Consider the following 18,401-nt stretch of genomic DNA (forward strand, 5'->3'; position numbering starts at 1 on the left):
TTCTCTGTGTCCAGCGCCCTTTCCGAGCGCGCTCTACCACCACGTGCCGTCGCGGCCGCGCCGCGGGAGCGGTTCCTGTACCTGGACGTGCTGCGGGCGGCCGCGCTCGTCCGGGTCGTCGTGTACCACGTGCTGGGCTTCGCCTGGATACCGATCGTGTTCCCGGCGATGGGCGTCATGTTCGCGGTCGCCGGGTCGCTGATGGCCCGTTCGTTGGACCGCTCGGGCGCGCGGGTGATCCGGTCGCGTGTGCGTCGCCTGCTGCCCGCGTTGTGGGGCCTCGGCGCGGTCGCGGTGCCGGTGATGCTGCTGCAGGGCTGGACCGACGCGCCGGCGTCGAAGCTCGGCTGGGGCGAGCTCGTGTGGTGGCTGGTGCCGCTGCACACCCCGCCGGGTGGCGGCCGTTGGGGCTGGAGCTTCACGGTGATGCTGTGGTACCTGGTCACGTACCTGTGGCTGGTGCTGCTGTCGCCGGTCCTGCTGATGGTCTACCGCCGGTGGCCGCGCCTGTCGCTGGCGGTCGCGATCGGTGTGCCGGTCGCGGTGGACCTCGGCGTCCTGACGCCCGGTGGCTACTTCACCGACGCGATGTGGAACGTCAGCACGTACGTGTGCTGCTGGCTGCTCGGCTTCGCGCACCAGGACGGCTGGCTGCGGCGGCTGACCGACCGGCAGTTCTTCGTCGCGGCGACGACCCTCGCGGTCGCCGGCGCGGGCGTGGTGCTGTGGTACGGGCTGCGGACGGGCACGTTCGACCTCAACCACGTGCCGGTGGGGCGCAGCCTGTGGTCGGCGGCGTTCGTGCTCGTGGTGCTGCGCTTCGAGCCGCGGATGGCGTGGCTGCGCGCGCGGCGCTGGGCCACGACCGCGGTGGCGGCGGTGAACCGCCGTGCCGTGACCATCTACCTGTGGCACCTGCCCGGTGGCATCGTCGCGTTGCTCGTCGTGCAGCGGCTGGGGCTCAGCGGCGCCACGTGGTGGGTCGCGCTGCTGGCCGCCGTGGGCGTGATGACCGCCGTCGCGGTGCTGGTGTTCGGCTGGATCGAGGACCTGTCCGCCGGCCGTCCGGCACAGCTTCTGCCGTGGACGCGGCGCCGGCCGGCACCCGTCTGCGCCGACGCGGTCGCCGGACAGGACTCCCCCGCACCGGTCTCCCCCGCGCCGGCCGGCATCACCACCACCGGGTCGCCGGCGCCGGTCGCTGTCGCGGCGGGGAACCGGCCGTGGGGCGCGCCGCTCGTGCTCGGGCTCGTGGCGGTCCTCGCCCTCGGGCTGACCGGGGTGGCCGTCGCCAGTCCGGGGCCGCCGACCGCGTCGCCGCAACGGCAGCCGCAGGCGCAGGAGACCCGCTACATCAGCGACCTGCCGTACACCGCGATCGCCAATGGCCTCGGTCCGGTGGAGCGCGACAGCACCAACGGCGGCGACGAGCCCGAGGACGGCGCGCCGATCGAGGTCGACGGCATCGGGTACGAGCACGGGCTCGGCGTGTACCCGTTCAGCCGGATCCGCGTCGCGCGGCCGGCGGAGTGCCACCGGTTCGTGGCCGTCGTGGCCGCTGTCGCGCCCGCCGGCAACGCGGACCCGGCCCGCATCGGGTTCACGGTGTGGGGCGACGACCGTCCGCTGTACCGGTCCGGGCCGATGACGCCGCGGGACGGCGGACGGCACGTGACGCTCGAGCTCCGGGACGTCGAGCGGATCGAGCTCGTGGTCACCACACGCCGCGACGGCGGCCTACCGGCGACCGCGGTGTGGGCCGACGCCCAGTTCCAGTGCTGACCCGGGGCCCCTGACCCGGCGGCCTTGACCCCGGCGCGCGGTGCGGGCAGACTGGCCGAGGAAAGCGCTTTCCTCTCCAGCCGCCGATCCGGAGCAGCGCCCCACCATGACCGAACCCCCATACCGCGCGGCGATCGTCGGCACCGGCGCGATCGCCGGCGCCCACGCCACCGCCCTGCGCGACCACGCCGACCGGGTCCGGCTCACCGCGGTGGTCGACCTCGACGCCGAGCGGGCGCGCGCGTTCGCCGACCGCTGGGACGTCCCGACGGTCGCACCCGACCTCGCCGCGCTGCTCGCCGGCGGCGACGTGAAGCTCGTGCACCTGTGCACCCCGCCGGCGACGCACCTGCCGCTGGCCCTGGAATGCCTGCGCGCCGGCGTCACGGTGGTCGTCGAGAAGCCGCCGACGCTGTCCCTGGCCGAGCTCGACACGATGGCCGACGCCGCCCGGCGCGGCGGCGCGCACGTGGCCACGGTGTTCCAGCACCGCTTCGGGCCCGGCGCCGCGCGGTTGCGGGCGATGGTCGCGGCCGGCGAGCTGGGACGCCCGATGGTCGCCACCTGCGAGACCCTCTGGTACCGCGACGACGCGTACTACGCCGTTCCCTGGCGCGGCACCTGGGAGACCGAGGGCGGCGGACCCACGATGGGCCACGGCATCCACCAGTTCGATCTGCTGCTGTCGGTGCTCGGGCCGTGGGAGCAGGTCACCGCGGTGGCGGCCCGGCGTTCGCGTCCGGTGCGGACCGAGGACGTGTCGATGGCGCTCGTCACCTTCGCCGACGGCACTCTCGCGACCGTGGTGAACTCCGTGGTCTCGCCGCGGCAGACGTCGCGGCTACGGTTCGACCTCGAGTACGCGACCGTGGAGCTGACGCACCTGTACGGCTACACGCTCGACGACTGGACGCTCACGCCGCTGCCCGGTCACGAACACCTGTCCTCGGCGTGGGCCGAACGCTCGGAGACCACGGTGACCGGCGGGCACACCGCGCAGCTCGCCGCCGTGCTCGACGCGCTCGGCGCGGGCACGGCACCCCCGGTGACGCTCGCCGACACCCGGCGGACGATGGAGCTCGCCGCCGCCATCTACGCCTCCGCGTTCACCGGCGCGCCCGTCCACAGTGGACAGATCATGGCCGGCAGCCCGTTCGCCCGCCGGATGAACGGTGCCGGCGCGCCGTGGGAGTCGGTCGGGGCATGACGGTGCTGCGGATGGACCACGTACCTGTACCCGGTCGGCACGCTCGCCGGTGACCCGGTGGCGACGTTCCGCCCGCACGACCACGTGTGGCACAAGGGCATCAGCCTGGCGCTGCCGTGCGTCACCGAGAACCGCGCCGTCACCGCGACCGTCGCCGACGGTCTCAGCTGGGTGCTCATGTTCGAGACCGCGCTCACCAACGTCAGCGGTGCGCCGCTGGCGTTCGGGTCGCCCACGACGACGGGGCGGGCCGCGCTGGCGGCTCCCCCGCTCCTTCCGGCAGTGTTGTCGTCATGAGCGGTCCCACGTTTCCCGGCGGCACGTCGGTGACCCGCCTGTCCGTCTACTCCGGACAGTGCGCCGACGGTCTCGCCGGCGGCACCCCGCACCTGCACACCGCGTCGACCGAGGCGTACGTGGTCACCGGCGGCAGCGGCGTGCTGCACACGCTCGACATGTCGGGCTTCCGGGAGACGCCGCTGCGCGCCGGCTCGGCGGTCTGGTTCAGCCCCGGCGTGGTCCACCGCGCGGTGAACCACGGCGGGCTGGAGGTGGTCGTGGTGATGTCGAACGCGGGCCTGCCCGAGGCCGGCGACGCGGTGATGACGTTCCCGCCGGAGGTCGTCGCCGATCCCGTCCGCTACCGGGCGGCCGCGACGCTGCCCGACGGCGACCCGGAGGAGGCCGTGCGACGGCGGCGCGACCTCGCCGTCGAGGGGTTCCAGCAGCTCGTCTCCGGCGGCGGGGCGACGCTGCTGCGCTTCTACGACCACGCCACCGCGCTCGTGCGGCCGTCGGTCGAGCGGTGGCGCGAGCTGTGGACCGGCACCGTCGCGGCCGACACCCGGCACACCGACGCGATCCTCGAGGCGCTGGCCCGCGGCGACGGGAGCCACCTGCGGGTGGCAGGTGTCCGGGAGTCGCCGCAGAGCACCCGGGCGGGCTGGGGAATGTGCGGTCGCCTGCACACCCACGACGTGCGCGGCTGAGCAGCAGCCGCGCGGCGTGCTCCGGCCCGCGCTACCAGCGGCGCGCGGCGTGCTCCGGCAGGTCCCTCGCGGCCCGTTCGGCGCCGACGGCGGAGCCGAACCGCGAGCACGACCAGCTGTAGGCGTCGTCGACCAGGACGAGCGTCGTCCAGCCGCCGCCGAGACAGAACGGGCCGGCCGCCAGGTCCCGCACCAGCCGGTGCCACAGCCCCGGGTCCTCGTGCCGCAGCAGGTCGGCCGCGTCGGCGACGACCACGTACTCGCGCCGGTTCACCGCCCGGTCGCCGAGGTGGTCGAGCAGGTCGGCCCAGCCACGGCTGGCGGCGTACGGCAACTGCATCGCGGCGACGAACTGCTCCACCGTCCGGGCCGCCGTGGTGCAGGCCGCGCCGAGCACGAGCCGGCAGGTGACCCGGTCGTCGTCGATCTCCCAGTCGAGCCGGTCGAGCAGCGGCTGCAGGTGGTCGGGGGCGAGCTCGAGGGCCAGCACGTCACCGCGTCCGCCGATCACCCGTACGGCGACCGCCGCCAGGTCGGCCGGCAGGTCGGTGGGCAGCTCGGTGTCCGTCACATCGACCGATCCTACCGTTCGCACTGCTGGCCGGCCTCGCGATGGCCGCGGACCTGATCGCCGTGCCGACGCCCGCGACGGCCGCCGCCAAGTCCGTCTACATCCCCGCGCGGTGGACGCTGCGACGGCGGCGGTGGCGAGGCCGACGTCAACCCGTCGTGGCTGCGGGTCGTGCTGCGGTCGACCGGAACGAGCTCGGTCGGGCGGCTGGAGGTCAGGGCGTTCACGCCGTCCGCGTGAGGTGGGAAGGGGCGCGGTCCCGCGCTCCCTTGTCACGCCTGACGCGTGAGGTGCTGCCACGGGATCGTCGCCGCGAAGCGGGTCAGCTGCTCGATGGTCAGAACGGTCGGAAGTCCGTGAAGGCGGGCTCCGACGGCTCCGGCATCCGGTACGCCACGCAGCGCGGCACCAGGTCGGCGGACGGGTCGTCGCCGGCACGCCGCGTGCTGCCGCCGGCGAAGGCGTCGGAAACCCTTTCCCAGCCGAGGTTCCGCTCGAAGTAGCGGGCCGCGGTGGACACCGACGGCGCCCACTGGTCGTCGAGGACGACGAGCCCGCCCGGGCGCACGAGCTTGCGCAGGAAGTAGAGATCGACGAACACCTCGTGGAACCGGTGGCTGCCGTCGACGAACGCCGCGTCGGCGACGATCCCCTCGGATACCAGGCGCGGCAACGCGATCGACGACCACTCGCGGACGAGCTCGGCGATCGCGTCGAGGCCGGCCTCGCACAGCGCCGCCCACCCGGCGTCGGAGAAGGCGCTGTCCTGGAACGGGTCGACGATCACGTGCCGCGCGGTTCCCTGTGCCGCCAACGCCTCGCCGATCGCCAGCGCGGAACTGCCGTAGGCGAGCCCGATCTCCACCACCGTGGTGGCGCCCGCGGCGACCAGGAGGTCGCGCAGCAGATCGCAGTCGCCGTCGGGCAGCGTCACCGTCCGGAAGTCGGTCGCGCTGCGTGTCCACTGTGGACCATCGCGCCGTAGCCGTTGCCGTACCCCACGAACCCGTTCCCGATCGGTCACCCGGGTGAGTGTATGGGCGAGGGGTTGGAGCGACCCACCCGGGACGCGGCGTCACGCAGCACCCGGGGCACCAGCCGCCGGTGGACCGCGGAGCACGGCGGCCACACCAGCCGGCCCGGGAGCCGGCGGTAGTGCAGGAGCGTGGTCAGCGAGACCTCCCCGTCGACCACCCGCACGAGCAGGTTGGCGGCCAGGAACCAGGACTGCGCGTCGAGGCGGATCCAGTCCCCGCCCCGTCCGCCGATCCGCCAGCCGGCCACGGTGGACGGCGAGCGGCCACGGTGCAGCCGCAGGCCGAGGATGCCGCGCCAGATGAACACCTCCCCGGCGGAGGGCACGTCACCGAACATGGCCCGCGCCCAGCGTTCCGGGCCGGCGTCGACGCCTGGCGTCATGGCGAACCGGTCGGCGTAGTCGATCCGCGGCAGCGAGCTGAGCACGCGCTCGGTGCGACCGACCGTGGTCCTGGTGACCATCGGAGCCTCCGTTCTCGTATACGGTAGCGTATAGAAGCAGGCTAGACCGTTTATACGGTTCCGTATATAGATGTGAGGCGAGGCACACCGTGGCCGTGACCCGTACCCCGCGCAGCAGGTGGATCGAGGAGGGTCTCCTCGTGCTGGCGAGCGGTGGCCCCGACGCCGTGCGCGTCGAGGTGCTGGCGAAGCGGCTCGGCGTCACGAAGGGCGGCTTCTACGGCTCCTTCGCCGACCGCGACGCGCTGCTCGAGGCGATGCTCGACACCTGGGAGCGGGAGAGCACCGACGAGGTGCTGGCCCGCGTCGAGCGGGAGGGCGGCGACCCGCGCACCCGGATCCGGCGCGCCGGCGCGCTCACGTTCTCCAACCACCGGCTCCTGCCGATCGACCTCGCGGTGCGCGACTGGGCCCGCCGCGACGAGGCGGTCGCCGCGCGCCTGCGCCGGGTCGACAACCGGCGCATGGGACTGCTGCGCGAGACGATCGGCACCTTCTGCGCCGACCCCGACGAGGTCGAGGCGCGCAGCCTGATCGCGTTCTGCGTCGCGATCGGCGAGCACTTCCTCGTCGCCGACCACGGCGACCGCACCCGCGCCGAGGTCCTCACGCGCGTCACCGCTCTGATCCTCGACGCCTGATGCGCGTCCGCGGTTGCCGGCATCGACGAGAATGAGTGCCGACGAGACGAGGGCTGACCATGGACGCACCGCAGTACGGCTGGACCGTTCCGCCTGGCTACCCACTACCGGAACTGGTCGACCGGATCCCTGACGACCAACCGCTGGTGCTGCGGCACCGCGCCAGCCGGTTCCTGGCGGTGTTCGGCTCGCTCTACGTGGGTCTGCCGCTGTCGCTGTTCCTGTGCATGTACACGGCGTTCTTCACGATGCTCGACCAGGACCTCGACGACATCGGCTGGTTGGGCTTCATGCCCGGCGCGATCGTGGTGGCCGGTGGGCTCTTCCAGCTCGGGATCATGCTCGTGGCCGGTCTGTCGGGCGGACCGGTGCTCGCCGCCAACACCGACGGGGTGTGGGTCCGGGCGCGGAAGTGGCCGGCGCGGTCGGTCTTCCTGCCGTGGCCGGCGGTCGCCCACGTCTACGCCCGCCGGTGGCTGTGGGACCGCCCCGTCTGCGTCCTCGCGCACGACACCCGCGCCGGTGCCGACGCGGGAGTCTGGGCCCGCATCGACATGGGCGCGCAGAAGGCCATGTTCGGCAGCCGGCTGACCGCGTCGACGTTCTACTGTGGACGGCGCGCCGACGACGTGCTCGCCGAGCTGCACCGCCTCTCCGGCGGCCGGGTACGGATCGGGTGAGCGATCAGCGCGGCGGCACCCGGTCACGCGCCACGGCGTCCTCGAGGGCGTCGGCGAACGCGTCCGGTTCACGCGAGCGGACGTAGGCCTGCACGGCGTCGTAGAAGCCCTCCTGGAACTCCGGGCGCATCGCCTGCCCGTGCGTCACCGACATGAGCACCGGCAGGGTCCACAGGTCCGCCGACGCGGCGCGCTGGTACGCGGGCAGCGACGACACGTCGGCGTCGCGCACCACCGGCACCGAGCCCTTCGCGCGGCTGAACGCGGTCTGCACCTCCGGCCGGCCGATGACGCCGAGGAAGGCCATCGCGTTGCGGGCGTTGGCGGCCCGCGTCGCGGCGACGAACACGTCGACCACGGCGAGGAAGGCGCCACCGGTGCCGGGGAACGGAACGGCGCCGAAGTCCGCGCCCTCCCGGCCGCCGCCGGCGACGAGCTCTCCGTACGCGGAGTCGTTCATGGACCCGAACGCGCAGCCGCCGCTCGCCAGCTTCCCCATCGCCGCGTCCCACGTGAGGCCGCCCGCCTGCGGATCGGCGTACCCGAGAAGCTCGCCGAACGACTGCAACGCCGACCGGACGCGGGTGCCGCGCCAGTCGAGGGTGTCGCCGGTCAGGTCGCGCCACCCGTCGACGCCGACGGAACCCAGCAGGACGTTCTCGAACAGCTCGACGGTGGTGAACGGGTCGCGGGCGCCGAGGCACAGCGGGGTGACGCCGGCGTCCCTCAGCCGGCGCAGGTCGCTGTGGAAGGTGGCGAGGTCGTACCCCGGCGCGGGCGGTGCCACCCCGGCCTTCGCGAGCACGGAGACGTTGAAGTACAACACGTTCGAGCGGTGCGCGCCGGTCGGCACCCCGTACGGCCGGCCGTCGCGCAGCAGCGACCGCAGGATCGTGGGATGCATCGACGCGCTGTCGACCACCGACGGGACCGCGCGCACCACGCCGCGGTCGGCGTAGCCGCGCACGGCGCGGCCGGCGAACGTCTGCCAGACGTCGGGCGGGTCGTCGCCGCGCAGCCGCCGCGCCAGCGCGACGACCGCCTGCGACCCGGCCCCGCCGGCCACCGCCGCGTTGACCGGGTCGACGCCCGGGTTCTCCCGGCGGAACGCGTCGAGGAGGACGTCGAGCGCGGTCGCCTCCGAGCCGGAGGTCCACCACGACACCACCTCGAGGTCGCTCGTCGCCTTCGTCGCGCTCGTCGGGTCGTCGCCGGAACACCCGCCCGCGACGGCGAGCACCAGCGCGACCGCGAGCAGCCGCCTCATGACGCCACCCGCCCGGTGCGCAGCGCGTAGAGCGCGTACCCGCCGACCACCGCGAAGCAGGCCGCCGGCACCACGAACGAGACCGCCGCGCTCGTCTCGTCGACGAGCTTGCCCTGGACGAGCGGCATGATGGCACCTCCGACGATCGCCATCACCAGACCCGCGGCGCCGAACTTGGTCGCCGGACCGAGACCGGCCAGCGCGACGCCGTAGATCGTCGGGAACATGAGCGACAGGCAGAACGACAGCGCGACCACCGCGACCACGCCGGCGAGGTTCGGGCTCGCCATCGCGAACGCGCACAGCCCGACGGCCACGAACGCGAGCACCGCGAGCACCCGCGTCGCGGGGACACGGCCGATCAGCCACGTCATGAAGAACCGCGAGAAGAGGAACACCAGGAGGCTGATCTGGAGGTAGAAGCCGCCCTGTTCCAGGCTTCCGCCGAGCGCCTGCTGCACGTACTGGATGACGAACGTCCATACGCAGACCTGCGCGGCGACGTTGGCGAACTGGGCGACGACGCCGTACCGGTAGCGCCCGCTGTGCCACAGCACCCGGAACAGGCTGCCCTCGTGCGGACCCGTGTCGGGGAACTCCTCGACGATCGGCGGCGCCTTCTGGGTGGCGATGACCACCGCGATGACCACCAGCAGAACGGACAGCCCCAGGTACGGTCCCATCACCGCGCCGAGTTCGGCCGCGCGGATCTCGTGCAGCTCCTCCGGGGTCAGCGACGAGATGTCCACCGGGTCGGCGAGCTTGGGGAAGATGAGCGTCGCCGCGAGCAGGACGCCGAGGTTGGTGCCCACCGGGTTGAACGCCTGGGCGAAGTTGAGCCGCCGGGTCGCGGTCTCCTCCGGGCCGAGCGACATGACGTACGGGTTCGCCGAGGTCTCCAGCATCGAGCAGCCGGCCGCCATCGCGAACAGCGCCACCAGGAACGCCTCGTACGTCATGATCTTGCTGGCGGGGTAGAAGCTGAACGCGCCCAGCGCGGCGAGGCCCAGCCCGGCGAGGATGCCGACCTTGTAGCCGAACCGCTGGTTGAGGAACGCGGCCGGCAGCGCGAGCAGGAAGTACGCACCGAAGTAGGCCAGCTGCACCAGCGAGGCCTGGAACGTGCTCATCTCGAAGATGCGCTTGAAGCCGGCGACCATCGGGGTGGTCAGGTCCTGCGCCACGCCCCACGCGGTGAAGCACCCGATCAGCGCCACGAACAGCACGACCATCCCACGGCCGAGCAGAGGCGGGCGCGACTCCCGTTCGACGACCGGCTCCGGGGCGAGGCTCGTCATCGAGTCCCCTTCCGCAACGGCACTCCGCAGTCAGAGTGTCACCCCATGCAACCACGCAGCACGGATAGCCGCACGTCGATCACCCGCCCCCCGGCCGCCCTCCCCGCCCCTCTCCCTCGCCGATCTTGCAGTCGTGGCCCCCGATAAAAGCGACGAATCACGATATAGGTGCGGCCACAAGTGCAAGATCGGCGCGGCTGGCGCGCCGGGGCGGCGCGGGGGCGGGGGGGCGGGGGGCGGGGGCGGGTTAGGAGACGGCCTTCAGCCGGGTGCGTAGGCCCTGGCGCCAGGTGGCGGCCAGGTCCTCGATGGGGAGGTCGAGCACGTCGCACAGGCAGGCGACGGTGCCGAACGCCGGCGTCGGGAGGCGGCCGGTCTCGATCTTGCGTAGGGTCTCCGGGGAGATGCCCGCCGCGTGGGCGATGTCGTCCAACGCGCGGTCACCCCGTGCGTCGCGCAGGCGCAGACCGAGCTGCCTGCCGGCCTCGAGCTGCTCGGGCGTGAGCGGGTTGCGGACCACCCGACCACCTTAGGCCCGGTATTTGTATACCACCAGGCGTGGTATTAAAATACCGGCGTGATCGAGTTGAAGTCGCCCCGCGAGATCGAGCGGATGCGCGTCACGGGAGCGTTCGTGGCGGAGGTCCTCACCAAGGTCGGAGCGCTCGCCGACGTCGGGGTCAACCTGCTCGACCTCGAGCAGCACGCGCGAGACCTCATCCGCGAGCGCGGCGCCGAGTCGTGCTACTGGGACTACGCGCCGTCGTTCGGCAACGGGCCGTTCCGCAATGTGATCTGCCTGTCGGTCAACGACGCGGTGCTGCACGGGCTCCCCCACGACTACACGCTGCGCGACGGCGACGTCCTCAGCCTCGACATCGCCGTCGGCATCGACGGCTGGGTCGCCGACTCGGCCCGCACCGTGATCGTCGGCACCCCCGCCGAGGAGGACGTGCGGCTCGTCCGGGCCACCGAGGAGGCGCTCGTCGCCGGCATCGCACAGGCACACGTCGGCAACCGGTTGGGCGACATCTCGGCGGCGATCGCCGCCGTGGCCAAGAGCTACGGGTACCCGGTGAACACCGAGTTCGGCGGGCACGGGCTCGGGCGCACCATGCACGAGGACCCGCACGTGTCCAACAACGGCCGCCCCGGCCGCGGGCTCAGGCTCCTGGCGGGCATGACCCTCGCGCTCGAACCGTGGTTCGCCCGCACCACCGACAAGATCGTCTTCGACCCCGACGGCTGGACCATCCGCTCGGCCGACGGGTCGCGCACGGCGCACTCCGAGCACACCGTCGCGATCACCGACGACGGTCCGCAGGTGCTCACCGCGCGGCCGTAACGGGAACCGGAGAGCCGACGCGGGCGCGCTGGGTCAGCACGACGCACACCAGCACCACCAGCGCCGCACCCACCGAAGCGGCGCTGACCGACTCCCGCAGCAGGACGAAGGACCAGGCCAGCGTCAGCACCGGTTGGGCGAGCTGGATCTGGCCCACCTTGGCGATGCCGCCCCGCGCGAGGCCGGCGTACCAGGCGAAGAAGCCCAGGAACATGGACACCGCGCCGAGGTACGCGAACGCGGTCCAACCGCCGACGCCCGTGTGCGGCGGACGCGCGACCGCCGCGACCAGCGTGACCGGGACGGTGACCGGCACCGACAACAGCAGCGCCCAGCTGATCGTGCGGGCGCCCCCGAGTTCGCGCGACAGCACGCCGCCCTCGGCGTACCCGAGCGCGCACAACGCGACGGCCACGAGCAGGTACAGGTCGGCGACCGACAGTCCACCGTGGACGGTGCCGCTCGCCACGAGGAACCCGAGCACCGCCACCAGCCCGCCGCCGCTGGCCGCCCAGAACAGCAGCGGCGGGCGCTCGCCGGCGCGCAGCACCGCGCACACCGCGGTCATCGCGGGCAGCACGGCGATGACGACGGCGCCGTGCGCGGAGGTCTGCGTGGTGAGCGCGAGCGAGGTGAACAGCGGGAAGCCGACGACGACCCCGAGTGCGACGACCGCCAGCCGCCACCACTGGCCGCCGGCGGGCCGGCGGGCGCGCACGAGGAGCAGGTAGGCCGCGGACAGCGCCGCGGCGACGACCGCGCGGCCGAAGGCGACGAACCACGGGTCGAGGTCGGCGACCGCGACGCGCGTGAACGGCAGCGACAGGCTGAACGCGAAGACACCCAGCGCTCCCAGGCCCGCACCCAGGCCGAGCCCGGCCGTTATCGCGGTGGGTTCGGTAGCGCTACTCTGATCACTCATGAATGACGGTAACGCAACGGACCGCGTTATCCAAGATCTCCGGCAGCTGGTGACCACCGCCGCACCCGGCACCCGGCTGCCGTCCGTGCGCGACCTCACCGCGCGTCACCGGGCCTCGCCGGTGACCGTCGCGGAGGCGGTCCGGCGGCTGGTGGCGCAGGGTCTGGTGGAGACGCGGTCCGGCCGCGGCACGTTCGTGGCCGACCGGCCCGACCGGTCGCGACCGCCCGACCCGAGCTGGCAGACGGTCGCCCTCGGCCCGCGTCCGGCGGGCGAGGAGGAGCTGCGGGCGTTACTGGCGTTACCCCCGCCGGGCGCGATCCCACTGTCCGGCGGGTACCTCGACGAGGACCTGCAACCGATCGCCGCGCTCGGCGCCGCGCTGGGCCGGGCCGCGCGGCAGCCGGCGGCGTGGCAGCGCGGTCCGGCGGAGGGACGGGCGGACCTGCGCGCCTGGTTCGCCCGCGAGTCCGGCGCCGGCCTGCACGCCGACGACGTGGTGATCTGTCCCGGTGGCCAGTCCGGGCTGTCGTCGGCGCTGCGCGCGCTCGGCGGGCCCGGCGACCCGCTGCTCGTCGAGTCGCCCACGTACCTGGGCGCGCTCGCCGCCGCGCGGGCGGCCCGGCTGCGGGTGGTGCCGGTGCCCGCCGACGCCGACGGCGTGCGGCCCGACCAGCTCGCCGCCGCGTTCGCCCGCACCGGCGCGCGGCTGTTCTACTGCCAGCCGCTGCACGCCAACCCGCACGGGGCGACGCTCGCGGGTCCGCGCCGGGCCGAGGTGGTCGCGGCGGTGCGGGCCGCCGGCGCGTTCCTGATCGAGGACGACTACGCGCGCGACCTGACCATCGACGGCGACCCGCCGCCACCGCTGGCCGCCGACGATCCCGACGGGCACGTGGTCTACATCCGGTCGCTCACCAAGTCGGCCGCGCCGGGGCTGCGGATCGCGGCGATCGGTGCCCGCGGCCCCGCCGGCGCCCGGCTGCGGACGGTCCGGCTGCTCGACGACCTGTTCGTCGCCGGTCCGCTGCAGCAGGCGACGGTGGAGTTCGTGACCGCGCCGGCGTGGGCGCGGCACCGCCGGTCGCTGCGCACCGCGCTGCGGGCCCGGCGGACGGCGCTGCTGACCGCGCTGCGCACCCACCTGCCCGACCTCGTGCCGGCGACGGTCCCGCGCGGCGGCATGCACCTGTGGACGCGGCTGCCCGACGGCGTCGACGACGTCGCGCTCGCCGCGGCGGCCGCGGCCGAGGGGGTCGTCGTGGTGCCCGGGCGCCCCTGGTACGCCGCCGAGCCACCGGCGCCGCACCTGCGCCTCACATACGCTGCCGCACCGCCCGACCTGATGGACGAGGCGGTGCGGCGGCTGGCCCGGGCCTGCCGGGGCTCACTCTGACGGGCGTCCCGCGCCGTGCTTACTCGGAGGCGCGTCCCGCGCCGTGCTTACTCGGAGGCGCGTCCCGCGCCGGGGCACGGGCCGTCACCGCCGTCGGTGGTGTGGGGCGGGGTGGGCGTGCCGACCGGCGCGTCCACCCGTGCCCCGCACTCCGGGCACCTGCTGACGATGTCGTTCATGCAGCGCACATACCCACCGGTCAGCAGCGCCACACCGTCGGGACGCCACCGTCGGTGAGACCGGCCAGGCGGGTGCCGTCCCGGGAGGTGGCGACGACGCCGCCGGTCGTTCCCGGCAGTTCGGCGATCGTCCCGTCGCGCCAGCGGGCCGGGTAGCGGTGACCGTCGCGCTGGGCGCTGCCGGCCACCGCGCCGGTCGCGTCCACCCCCGATGCGCTCAGGCCGGTCACCTCGACCACGGCACCCGTCGACAGCTGCCAGCGGACCCACCGCGGCTCGCCGCCACCACCCTGCTTGTCGCCGCTCTTGCGGGTGGCCTCCAGCGTCCCGACGTGGCCGTACGCGTAGTCGCCGGCGACCCCGAACACCTTGCCCTTCGTCGAACCCGCGGGCGTGGGCAGCGCCCGGCCGGCGCCGCCGGTCCCCCACGCGTACGGGGTGGCGCCGTCGTCGAGCGTGCCGTACACGGTTCCGTCGTCACCGACCGCGTAGGCCGCGGCCCACCGGGTCGTCGACGCGAGCACCGTCACCTCGCCGGAGGCCGACCACCGCACGGCCTTGCTGTCGCCGTCCGGCCACCACGCCTCGCCGACGGCGGTCCCGTCCGCCCCGACACCCTGCGCGACACCGCCCGAGGCGCCGGACGGCAGCGCGAGCTCGGCGAACCCGCCGGCGCGGATGGCGAACGGCCGCGTCAGCTCTCCGCGTCGGGCGAGGCCCACGACCACACCGCTGTCGTTCACCGCGTGCGGCGTCGCGGTGACCCCGGCCGGTACCGTCAGGTCGGCCGGCGGCCCGTCCGTCCACACGACGGGCCTGCTGGTGGCCTCGTGCGCGCCGGCCACGAACCGTCCGTTCGGCGAGATGGCCCTCGCCTCGATCGCGGTTCCCGGCAACGGCTCCGCGGCGCAGGTCCGTGCCGACGAGCCGCCGGCGGCCGGCCGGTCGACGGGTGGCGGCGGTGCGGCGCTGTCACCGGTCACCGTGACGACGCCCGCCGCGGCGAGCCCGGCGACGCCCGCGAGAACGCCCGCCGCGAGGCCGCGTCGCGTGCGCTCGCGGCGGCGGCCCGCCCTCATCGCGCGGTCGATGTCTACAGTGGACGGTGGGAGCTCGGCCTCCAGGACGCGGAGCACCCCCGCCGTTCGTTCCTCGGTCATCGCATTCTCCTGTCCAACAGTCCTTCCAGGGGCCGGTCACCCAGTGCCCTGCGCAGTGCGGCCAGCCCGTCGGAGGTCTGGCTCTTCACCGTTCCCGGCGCGCAGCCGAGGATCCCGGCCACCTCCGCGACCGGGAGGTCGCAGAGGAAACGCAGCACCAGCACGGCCTGCTGCCGCCGGGGCAGCCGGCGCAGCGCCGACCGCACCGCGATCCGTTCGTCGTGCGGCTGCGCCGCGGGTGCCGCCCGGTCGGGCGGCTCGTCCATCAGCCGCACCCGCGACCAGAGCCGGCGCCGCTCGGCCAGGAACACGCGGACGAGCACCGTGTGCACGTACGCGTCGACGTTCCCGGCATTGCGGACCTGGCGCCAGCGCAGGTACAGCCGCTCGACCGTGGCCTGGACGATGTCATCGGCCCGGTCGAAGTCTCCGCAGAGCAGGTAGGCCACCCGCCGCATCCGGCCCAGATGGGCGGACACGTACTCCACGTACTCCCGTTCGAGTTCGGCACGCACCGGTCAGCTCACCTCTCCACGCGATCCCACCAGGACGATGCGTCCGGGGTCCCGCGCGGTTGGGTGCGACCTGTCAGGATCTGGCGAGCGCCTGTTCGGCGATCTCCTGGCGCGACCGGCACGACAGCTTCGCCAGGATGTGCGAGACGTGCGTCTGCACCGTGTTCCGCGACAGGAACAGCTCCGCCGCGATGTCCGGGTTCGACAGGCCCGCGGCGACCAGGCGCACCACGGTCACCTCGGTCGGGGTGAGCGACTCCCAGCCACGCGCCGGACGGCCGCGCGCACCGCGGGCGCCGCGCCGCACCCCCAGCGGACGGAGCCGGGCGTCGGCCCGGCGCAGGTCCCACCGCGCGTCGAGGGCGGTGTAGCCGTCGACGGCCGCGGCGAACACGGCCCGGGACGCGGCCAGGTCGCGGCGCCCGGCGAGCAGCACCGCGGCGTTCTCCAGCGCGGTGGCCGCCAGCAACCGGTTGCCGTGCGCGGCGAACGCGTCGGCGGCCGCCCGCACCCGCACCGGGTCACCCTCGACGAGGCCGCGGCAGTGGTCCGCGGCGGCGACCGCGGCCGGCAACGGCTCGCGCTCCGCCTCGGCCGCGCAGGCACCGGCGATGGCCTCGGCGGCGGCGCGGTCGCCGACGGCGAGCGCCAGCCGCACCGCCTCGGGCATCCACAGCGTCAGGTCGGGCGAGGACAGCCCACCCGCGGGGTCGAACAGGTCCCGCAACGCGGCCAGCGCCTTGTCGGGCGCGCCGTCGCGCTCGGCGGCCAGGGCCCGCGCCACGAGCAGCTTGTCGGCGCTGCGCAACGAATCGGCGGGCAGGGCGGCGGCGTGGTCGAGGTACCCGGCGAGCGCGTCGCGGTCGTCGCGGTGCAGCGCGATCATCGCGCCGATGCCGAGGAGCATGACGCGCGTGCCCATGTACACCGTGCAGAGGTCGCCGGCGGCCTCGAGCTCGGCGAGCGCGTCGTCCCACCGCCCGTCGAGGAAGCGGGACTCGGCCACGACCCCGCGCAGCGACGCGAGCCGCTGCGGCGTGCCGGTGCGCTCGGCGTGCAGGATCGCCTCGCCCATCCCCCGCTCGGCGTCGTCCTTGCGGCCCAGGTTCAGCAGCGCGACGGACCGGTTGGCGAGCAGCACCAGGCGCAGGTCGGCGGTGTCCGGCTCGTCACCGACCGCGGCGATCGCACGCTCCAGTGTGGACAGTGCGGTCTCGTGGTCGCGCTGGAACTCCGCGACCGCCGTGCCGCGCACCGACAACGCCCAGCCGACAGCCACCCGGTCGCCGATGCGCTGGCCGGCCTCCTCGGCCCGGTCGGCGGCCGCGAGCGCCTCCCCGTACCGGCCGAGCTGCTTGAGCACGGTGCCCGACAGGGCCAGCAGCCGCGCCCGCGACCGTTCGTCGACCACGTCGGCGGCACCGATCACCTCCAGCGCCCGGTCGAGCTGGCCGAGCAGCTGCAGGTTGTACGCCAGGGCCACGGTCGCCCGGCCGACGATCGCCGGGTCGCGGGTGCTCGCGAGCAGCTGCACCGCGAGCGCCACCACCTCGTCGGGCCGGCCGAGCCGGTCGTGCGCCTCGGCCAGGTGCAGGTCGAGCCGGGGCCGCCGCGGGTCGGCCGCGTCGAGGTCGGCGCGCACGCGCGTCAGCAGGTCGACGGCGGCCTCCGGCGCGCGGTGGGTCAGCGTCGGCGCGGCGCGGGTCAGCCAGTCGACGATCCAGTCGCCGCCGCTGGCGGGCGGCGTGGCGAGGACCTGTTCGGCGACGGTCTCCACGGGTTCGCCGGCGGCGGCGAGCGCCTGTGCCGCCTCACGGTGCAGGGCGTGCCGCAGCGCGGTCGGCATCGACCCGTACAGCCACCGGTGGATCAGCCCGTGCCGGAACGCCAGCGCCGCGCCGCGCTCGGCCAGCACCCCGGCGGCGAGCGCCTCCTCGACGACGTCGGTGAGCGCCAGCACCGGCCGGCCGACGAGCAGGCTCAGGTGGTCGAGGCGGAACTCCGGGCCGAGGATGCTCGCGGTGCGCAGCACGCGCGTGGCGGCCTCGGACAGGAAGCCGACGCGGGCTCCGATCGCCGCGGCGAGCGAGGCCGGCGCCCCCGTGTCGTGGGCCAGTTCGAGCGTCCCGCCGTCGCGGCGGACCCGGCCGTCACGGGCCAGCGCGTCGACCAGTTCCCTGATGTACAACGGGTTTCCGCCGGCCTGGTCGACCAGGTGCCGCAGCCGTGGGCCCGGCCGGCCGTCGGCGAGCCGTTCCACCAACGCGTCGACGTGCTCGCCGGCCAGCGGGTCCAGGCGGATCTCCGCCGCGCCGGCGACCGCGAGGTCGCGCCGCAACCGGTCGACCTCGGCGCGACGCGGCACCGGCCGGCAGGCGGCCACCAGCAGCAGCGGCAGCTGCGAGACGGTGCGGGCCAGCCGGGCCCAGACCGCGAGGCTGGTCTCGTCGGCCCACTGCAGGTCGTCGACGACGAGCACGACCGGGCCGGCCGCGCACAGCCGGTCGACGAGCACCAGCACCATCTCGACGGCCGCCGCGACCGACGCGCCGTCGCCCCACAGCCGCGCCGCCACCTCGGCCCGGGCGGGGTCGGCCCCGACCGGGTCGATGCGCAACGCGTCGACCAGGACCCGCAGGGGGAACAGCGGGCTGTGCTCGTCGGCCCGCGCGTGGAACAACTGGACCTCGTCGGGGGTCAACGCCGCGTCGAGCAACGCGCTCTTCCCGATGCCGGGTTCGCCCTCGACCCAGACCGCATGACCCCGACCGGCGACGACCTCGCGCAGGTACCCCCGTAACCGCTGCAGCTCGGCGTCCCGCCCGACGAGGGTGACCCCGTGCTCGCGCCGCATTACCGGGCACCTCCGTCCGTAGCCTGGTGCGCAGGCCACAGTACCCGGATGATCTTCCCGCGCAGGTCGGAGCGAGTGTCCGAAACCCGGCGTAT

At 74.4% G+C, this 18,401-nt stretch carries 18 protein-coding genes; 8 read left to right on the forward strand and 10 right to left on the reverse strand.

The genetic code is table 11. The features are described from left to right. The first annotated feature begins 6 nt into the window (after positions 1–6). From Voc01_RS30140 to Voc01_RS30155, 4 genes are all read left to right on the forward strand, one after another. Entirely contained in the window at positions 7–1,782 is a 1,776-nt protein-coding gene (locus tag Voc01_RS30140; protein WP_203930984.1) for an NPCBM/NEW2 domain-containing protein, read from the forward strand. A 106-nt stretch (positions 1,783–1,888) separates the two neighbouring features. Then, positions 1,889–2,989 (forward strand): Gfo/Idh/MocA family protein, encoded by a 1,101-nt coding sequence (locus Voc01_RS30145; RefSeq protein WP_203930985.1) that lies wholly within the window; start codon positions 1,889–1,891, stop codon positions 2,987–2,989. A 24-nt stretch (positions 2,990–3,013) separates the two neighbouring features. Next, on the forward strand, positions 3,014–3,286 hold the full coding sequence (locus Voc01_RS30150) for a DUF6807 family protein (RefSeq protein WP_203931027.1): 273 nt from the start codon (positions 3,014–3,016) through the stop codon (positions 3,284–3,286). Continuing rightward, positions 3,283–3,978, forward strand: a complete 696-nt coding sequence (locus Voc01_RS30155) for a cupin domain-containing protein (RefSeq protein WP_203930986.1) — start codon at positions 3,283–3,285, stop codon at positions 3,976–3,978. Before Voc01_RS30150 ends, Voc01_RS30155 begins: the two co-directional genes overlap by 4 nt. A 31-nt stretch (positions 3,979–4,009) precedes the next feature. On the opposite strand, the gene Voc01_RS30160 is transcribed toward Voc01_RS30155, so the two are convergent. The 3 genes from Voc01_RS30160 to Voc01_RS30170 form a co-directional block, all read right to left on the reverse strand. Then, entirely contained in the window at positions 4,010–4,549 is a 540-nt protein-coding gene (locus Voc01_RS30160; RefSeq protein WP_203930987.1) for a barstar family protein, read from the reverse strand. A 337-nt stretch (positions 4,550–4,886) separates the two neighbouring features. Next, entirely contained in the window at positions 4,887–5,573 is a 687-nt protein-coding gene (locus Voc01_RS30165) for a class I SAM-dependent methyltransferase (RefSeq protein ID WP_203930988.1), read from the reverse strand. Further along, on the reverse strand, positions 5,570–6,049 hold the full coding sequence (locus tag Voc01_RS30170) for a hypothetical protein (RefSeq protein ID WP_203930989.1): 480 nt from the start codon (positions 6,047–6,049) through the stop codon (positions 5,570–5,572). The genes Voc01_RS30165 and Voc01_RS30170 overlap by 4 nt, the downstream gene beginning before the upstream one ends. 95 nt (positions 6,050–6,144) lie before the next feature. Here Voc01_RS30170 and Voc01_RS30175 point away from each other — a divergent pair, with 95 nt between their 5' ends. Both Voc01_RS30175 and Voc01_RS30180 read left to right on the forward strand, forming a co-directional pair. Continuing rightward, on the forward strand, positions 6,145–6,690 hold the full coding sequence (locus tag Voc01_RS30175; protein WP_239160582.1) for a TetR/AcrR family transcriptional regulator: 546 nt from the start codon (positions 6,145–6,147) through the stop codon (positions 6,688–6,690). Between the two features lie 59 nt (positions 6,691–6,749). After that, positions 6,750–7,370 carry a hypothetical protein gene (locus Voc01_RS30180; RefSeq protein ID WP_203930991.1) on the forward strand — a complete coding sequence of 207 codons (621 nt, stop codon included), beginning with the start codon at positions 6,750–6,752 and terminating at the stop codon, positions 7,368–7,370. A gap of 4 nt (positions 7,371–7,374) precedes the next feature. Here the strand turns inward: Voc01_RS30180 and Voc01_RS30185 are convergent, their stop codons facing one another. The 3 genes from Voc01_RS30185 to Voc01_RS30195 form a co-directional block, all read right to left on the reverse strand. Then, positions 7,375–8,637 (reverse strand): ABC transporter substrate-binding protein, encoded by a 1,263-nt coding sequence (locus tag Voc01_RS30185; protein WP_203930992.1) that lies wholly within the window; start codon positions 8,635–8,637, stop codon positions 7,375–7,377. Beyond that, positions 8,634–9,935: an L-fucose:H+ symporter permease gene (gene fucP / locus Voc01_RS30190; RefSeq protein ID WP_203930993.1), complete on the reverse strand. Its 1,302-nt coding sequence runs from the start codon at positions 9,933–9,935 to the stop codon at positions 8,634–8,636. Before fucP ends, Voc01_RS30185 begins: the two co-directional genes overlap by 4 nt. 247 nt (positions 9,936–10,182) lie before the next feature. After that, positions 10,183–10,455, reverse strand: a complete 273-nt coding sequence (locus Voc01_RS30195; RefSeq protein WP_203930994.1) for a helix-turn-helix transcriptional regulator — start codon at positions 10,453–10,455, stop codon at positions 10,183–10,185. Between the two features lie 57 nt (positions 10,456–10,512). On the opposite strand from Voc01_RS30195, the gene map reads away from it, so the two are divergent. After that, on the forward strand, positions 10,513–11,280 hold the full coding sequence (gene map, locus Voc01_RS30200) for a type I methionyl aminopeptidase (protein ID WP_203930995.1): 768 nt from the start codon (positions 10,513–10,515) through the stop codon (positions 11,278–11,280). Here map and Voc01_RS30205 read toward each other — a convergent pair. Further along, a complete protein-coding gene (locus Voc01_RS30205; RefSeq protein ID WP_203930996.1) occupies positions 11,264–12,202 on the reverse strand; it encodes a DMT family transporter in 939 nt (312 codons plus the stop codon). The genes map and Voc01_RS30205 overlap by 17 nt on opposite strands. Between Voc01_RS30205 and Voc01_RS30210 the strand changes: the two genes are divergently transcribed. Then, a complete protein-coding gene (locus Voc01_RS30210) occupies positions 12,201–13,598 on the forward strand; it encodes an aminotransferase-like domain-containing protein (protein ID WP_203930997.1) in 1,398 nt (465 codons plus the stop codon). The two genes, Voc01_RS30205 and Voc01_RS30210, sit on opposite strands and share 2 nt — an antisense overlap. A 199-nt stretch (positions 13,599–13,797) precedes the next feature. Here the strand turns inward: Voc01_RS30210 and Voc01_RS30215 are convergent, their stop codons facing one another. The 3 genes from Voc01_RS30215 to Voc01_RS30225 all read right to left on the reverse strand — a co-directional run bounded on the left by Voc01_RS30215 (position 13,798) and on the right by Voc01_RS30225 (position 18,306). Next, positions 13,798–14,937, reverse strand: coding sequence for a hypothetical protein (locus tag Voc01_RS30215; RefSeq protein ID WP_203930998.1), 1,140 nt, complete (start codon positions 14,935–14,937; stop codon positions 13,798–13,800). Continuing rightward, on the reverse strand, positions 14,934–15,452 hold the full coding sequence (locus Voc01_RS30220; protein WP_203930999.1) for a SigE family RNA polymerase sigma factor: 519 nt from the start codon (positions 15,450–15,452) through the stop codon (positions 14,934–14,936). The genes Voc01_RS30215 and Voc01_RS30220 overlap by 4 nt, the downstream gene beginning before the upstream one ends. Positions 15,453–15,525: 73 nt before the next feature. Next, positions 15,526–18,306, reverse strand: a complete 2,781-nt coding sequence (locus Voc01_RS30225) for an ATP-binding protein (RefSeq protein ID WP_203931000.1) — start codon at positions 18,304–18,306, stop codon at positions 15,526–15,528. Between the last annotated feature and the right edge of the window lie 95 nt (positions 18,307–18,401).

This window comes from Virgisporangium ochraceum, from assembly GCF_016863655.1.
GTDB classification, from domain to species: Bacteria; Actinomycetota; Actinomycetes; order Mycobacteriales; family Micromonosporaceae; genus Virgisporangium; species Virgisporangium ochraceum.

What these genes read in the sequence shown, in the direction of transcription:
- Voc01_RS30170 (WP_203930989.1), bottom strand. Translation starts at nt 6,049, where the DNA reads ATGGTCACCAGGACCACGGTCGGTCGCACCGAGCGCGTGCTCAGCTCG.
- Voc01_RS30145 (WP_203930985.1), top strand. Translation starts at nt 1,889, where the DNA reads ATGACCGAACCCCCATACCGCGCGGCGATCGTCGGCACCGGCGCGATC.
- Voc01_RS30155 (WP_203930986.1), top strand. Translation starts at nt 3,283, where the DNA reads ATGAGCGGTCCCACGTTTCCCGGCGGCACGTCGGTGACCCGCCTGTCC.
- Voc01_RS30210 (WP_203930997.1), top strand. Translation starts at nt 12,201, where the DNA reads ATGAATGACGGTAACGCAACGGACCGCGTTATCCAAGATCTCCGGCAG.
- Voc01_RS30185 (WP_203930992.1), bottom strand. Translation starts at nt 8,637, where the DNA reads ATGAGGCGGCTGCTCGCGGTCGCGCTGGTGCTCGCCGTCGCGGGCGGG.
- Voc01_RS30205 (WP_203930996.1), bottom strand. Translation starts at nt 12,202, where the DNA reads ATGAGTGATCAGAGTAGCGCTACCGAACCCACCGCGATAACGGCCGGG.
- Voc01_RS30215 (WP_203930998.1), bottom strand. Translation starts at nt 14,937, where the DNA reads ATGACCGAGGAACGAACGGCGGGGGTGCTCCGCGTCCTGGAGGCCGAG.
- fucP (WP_203930993.1), bottom strand. Translation starts at nt 9,935, where the DNA reads ATGACGAGCCTCGCCCCGGAGCCGGTCGTCGAACGGGAGTCGCGCCCG.
- Voc01_RS30180 (WP_203930991.1), top strand. Translation starts at nt 6,750, where the DNA reads ATGGACGCACCGCAGTACGGCTGGACCGTTCCGCCTGGCTACCCACTA.
- Voc01_RS30225 (WP_203931000.1), bottom strand. Translation starts at nt 18,306, where the DNA reads ATGCGGCGCGAGCACGGGGTCACCCTCGTCGGGCGGGACGCCGAGCTG.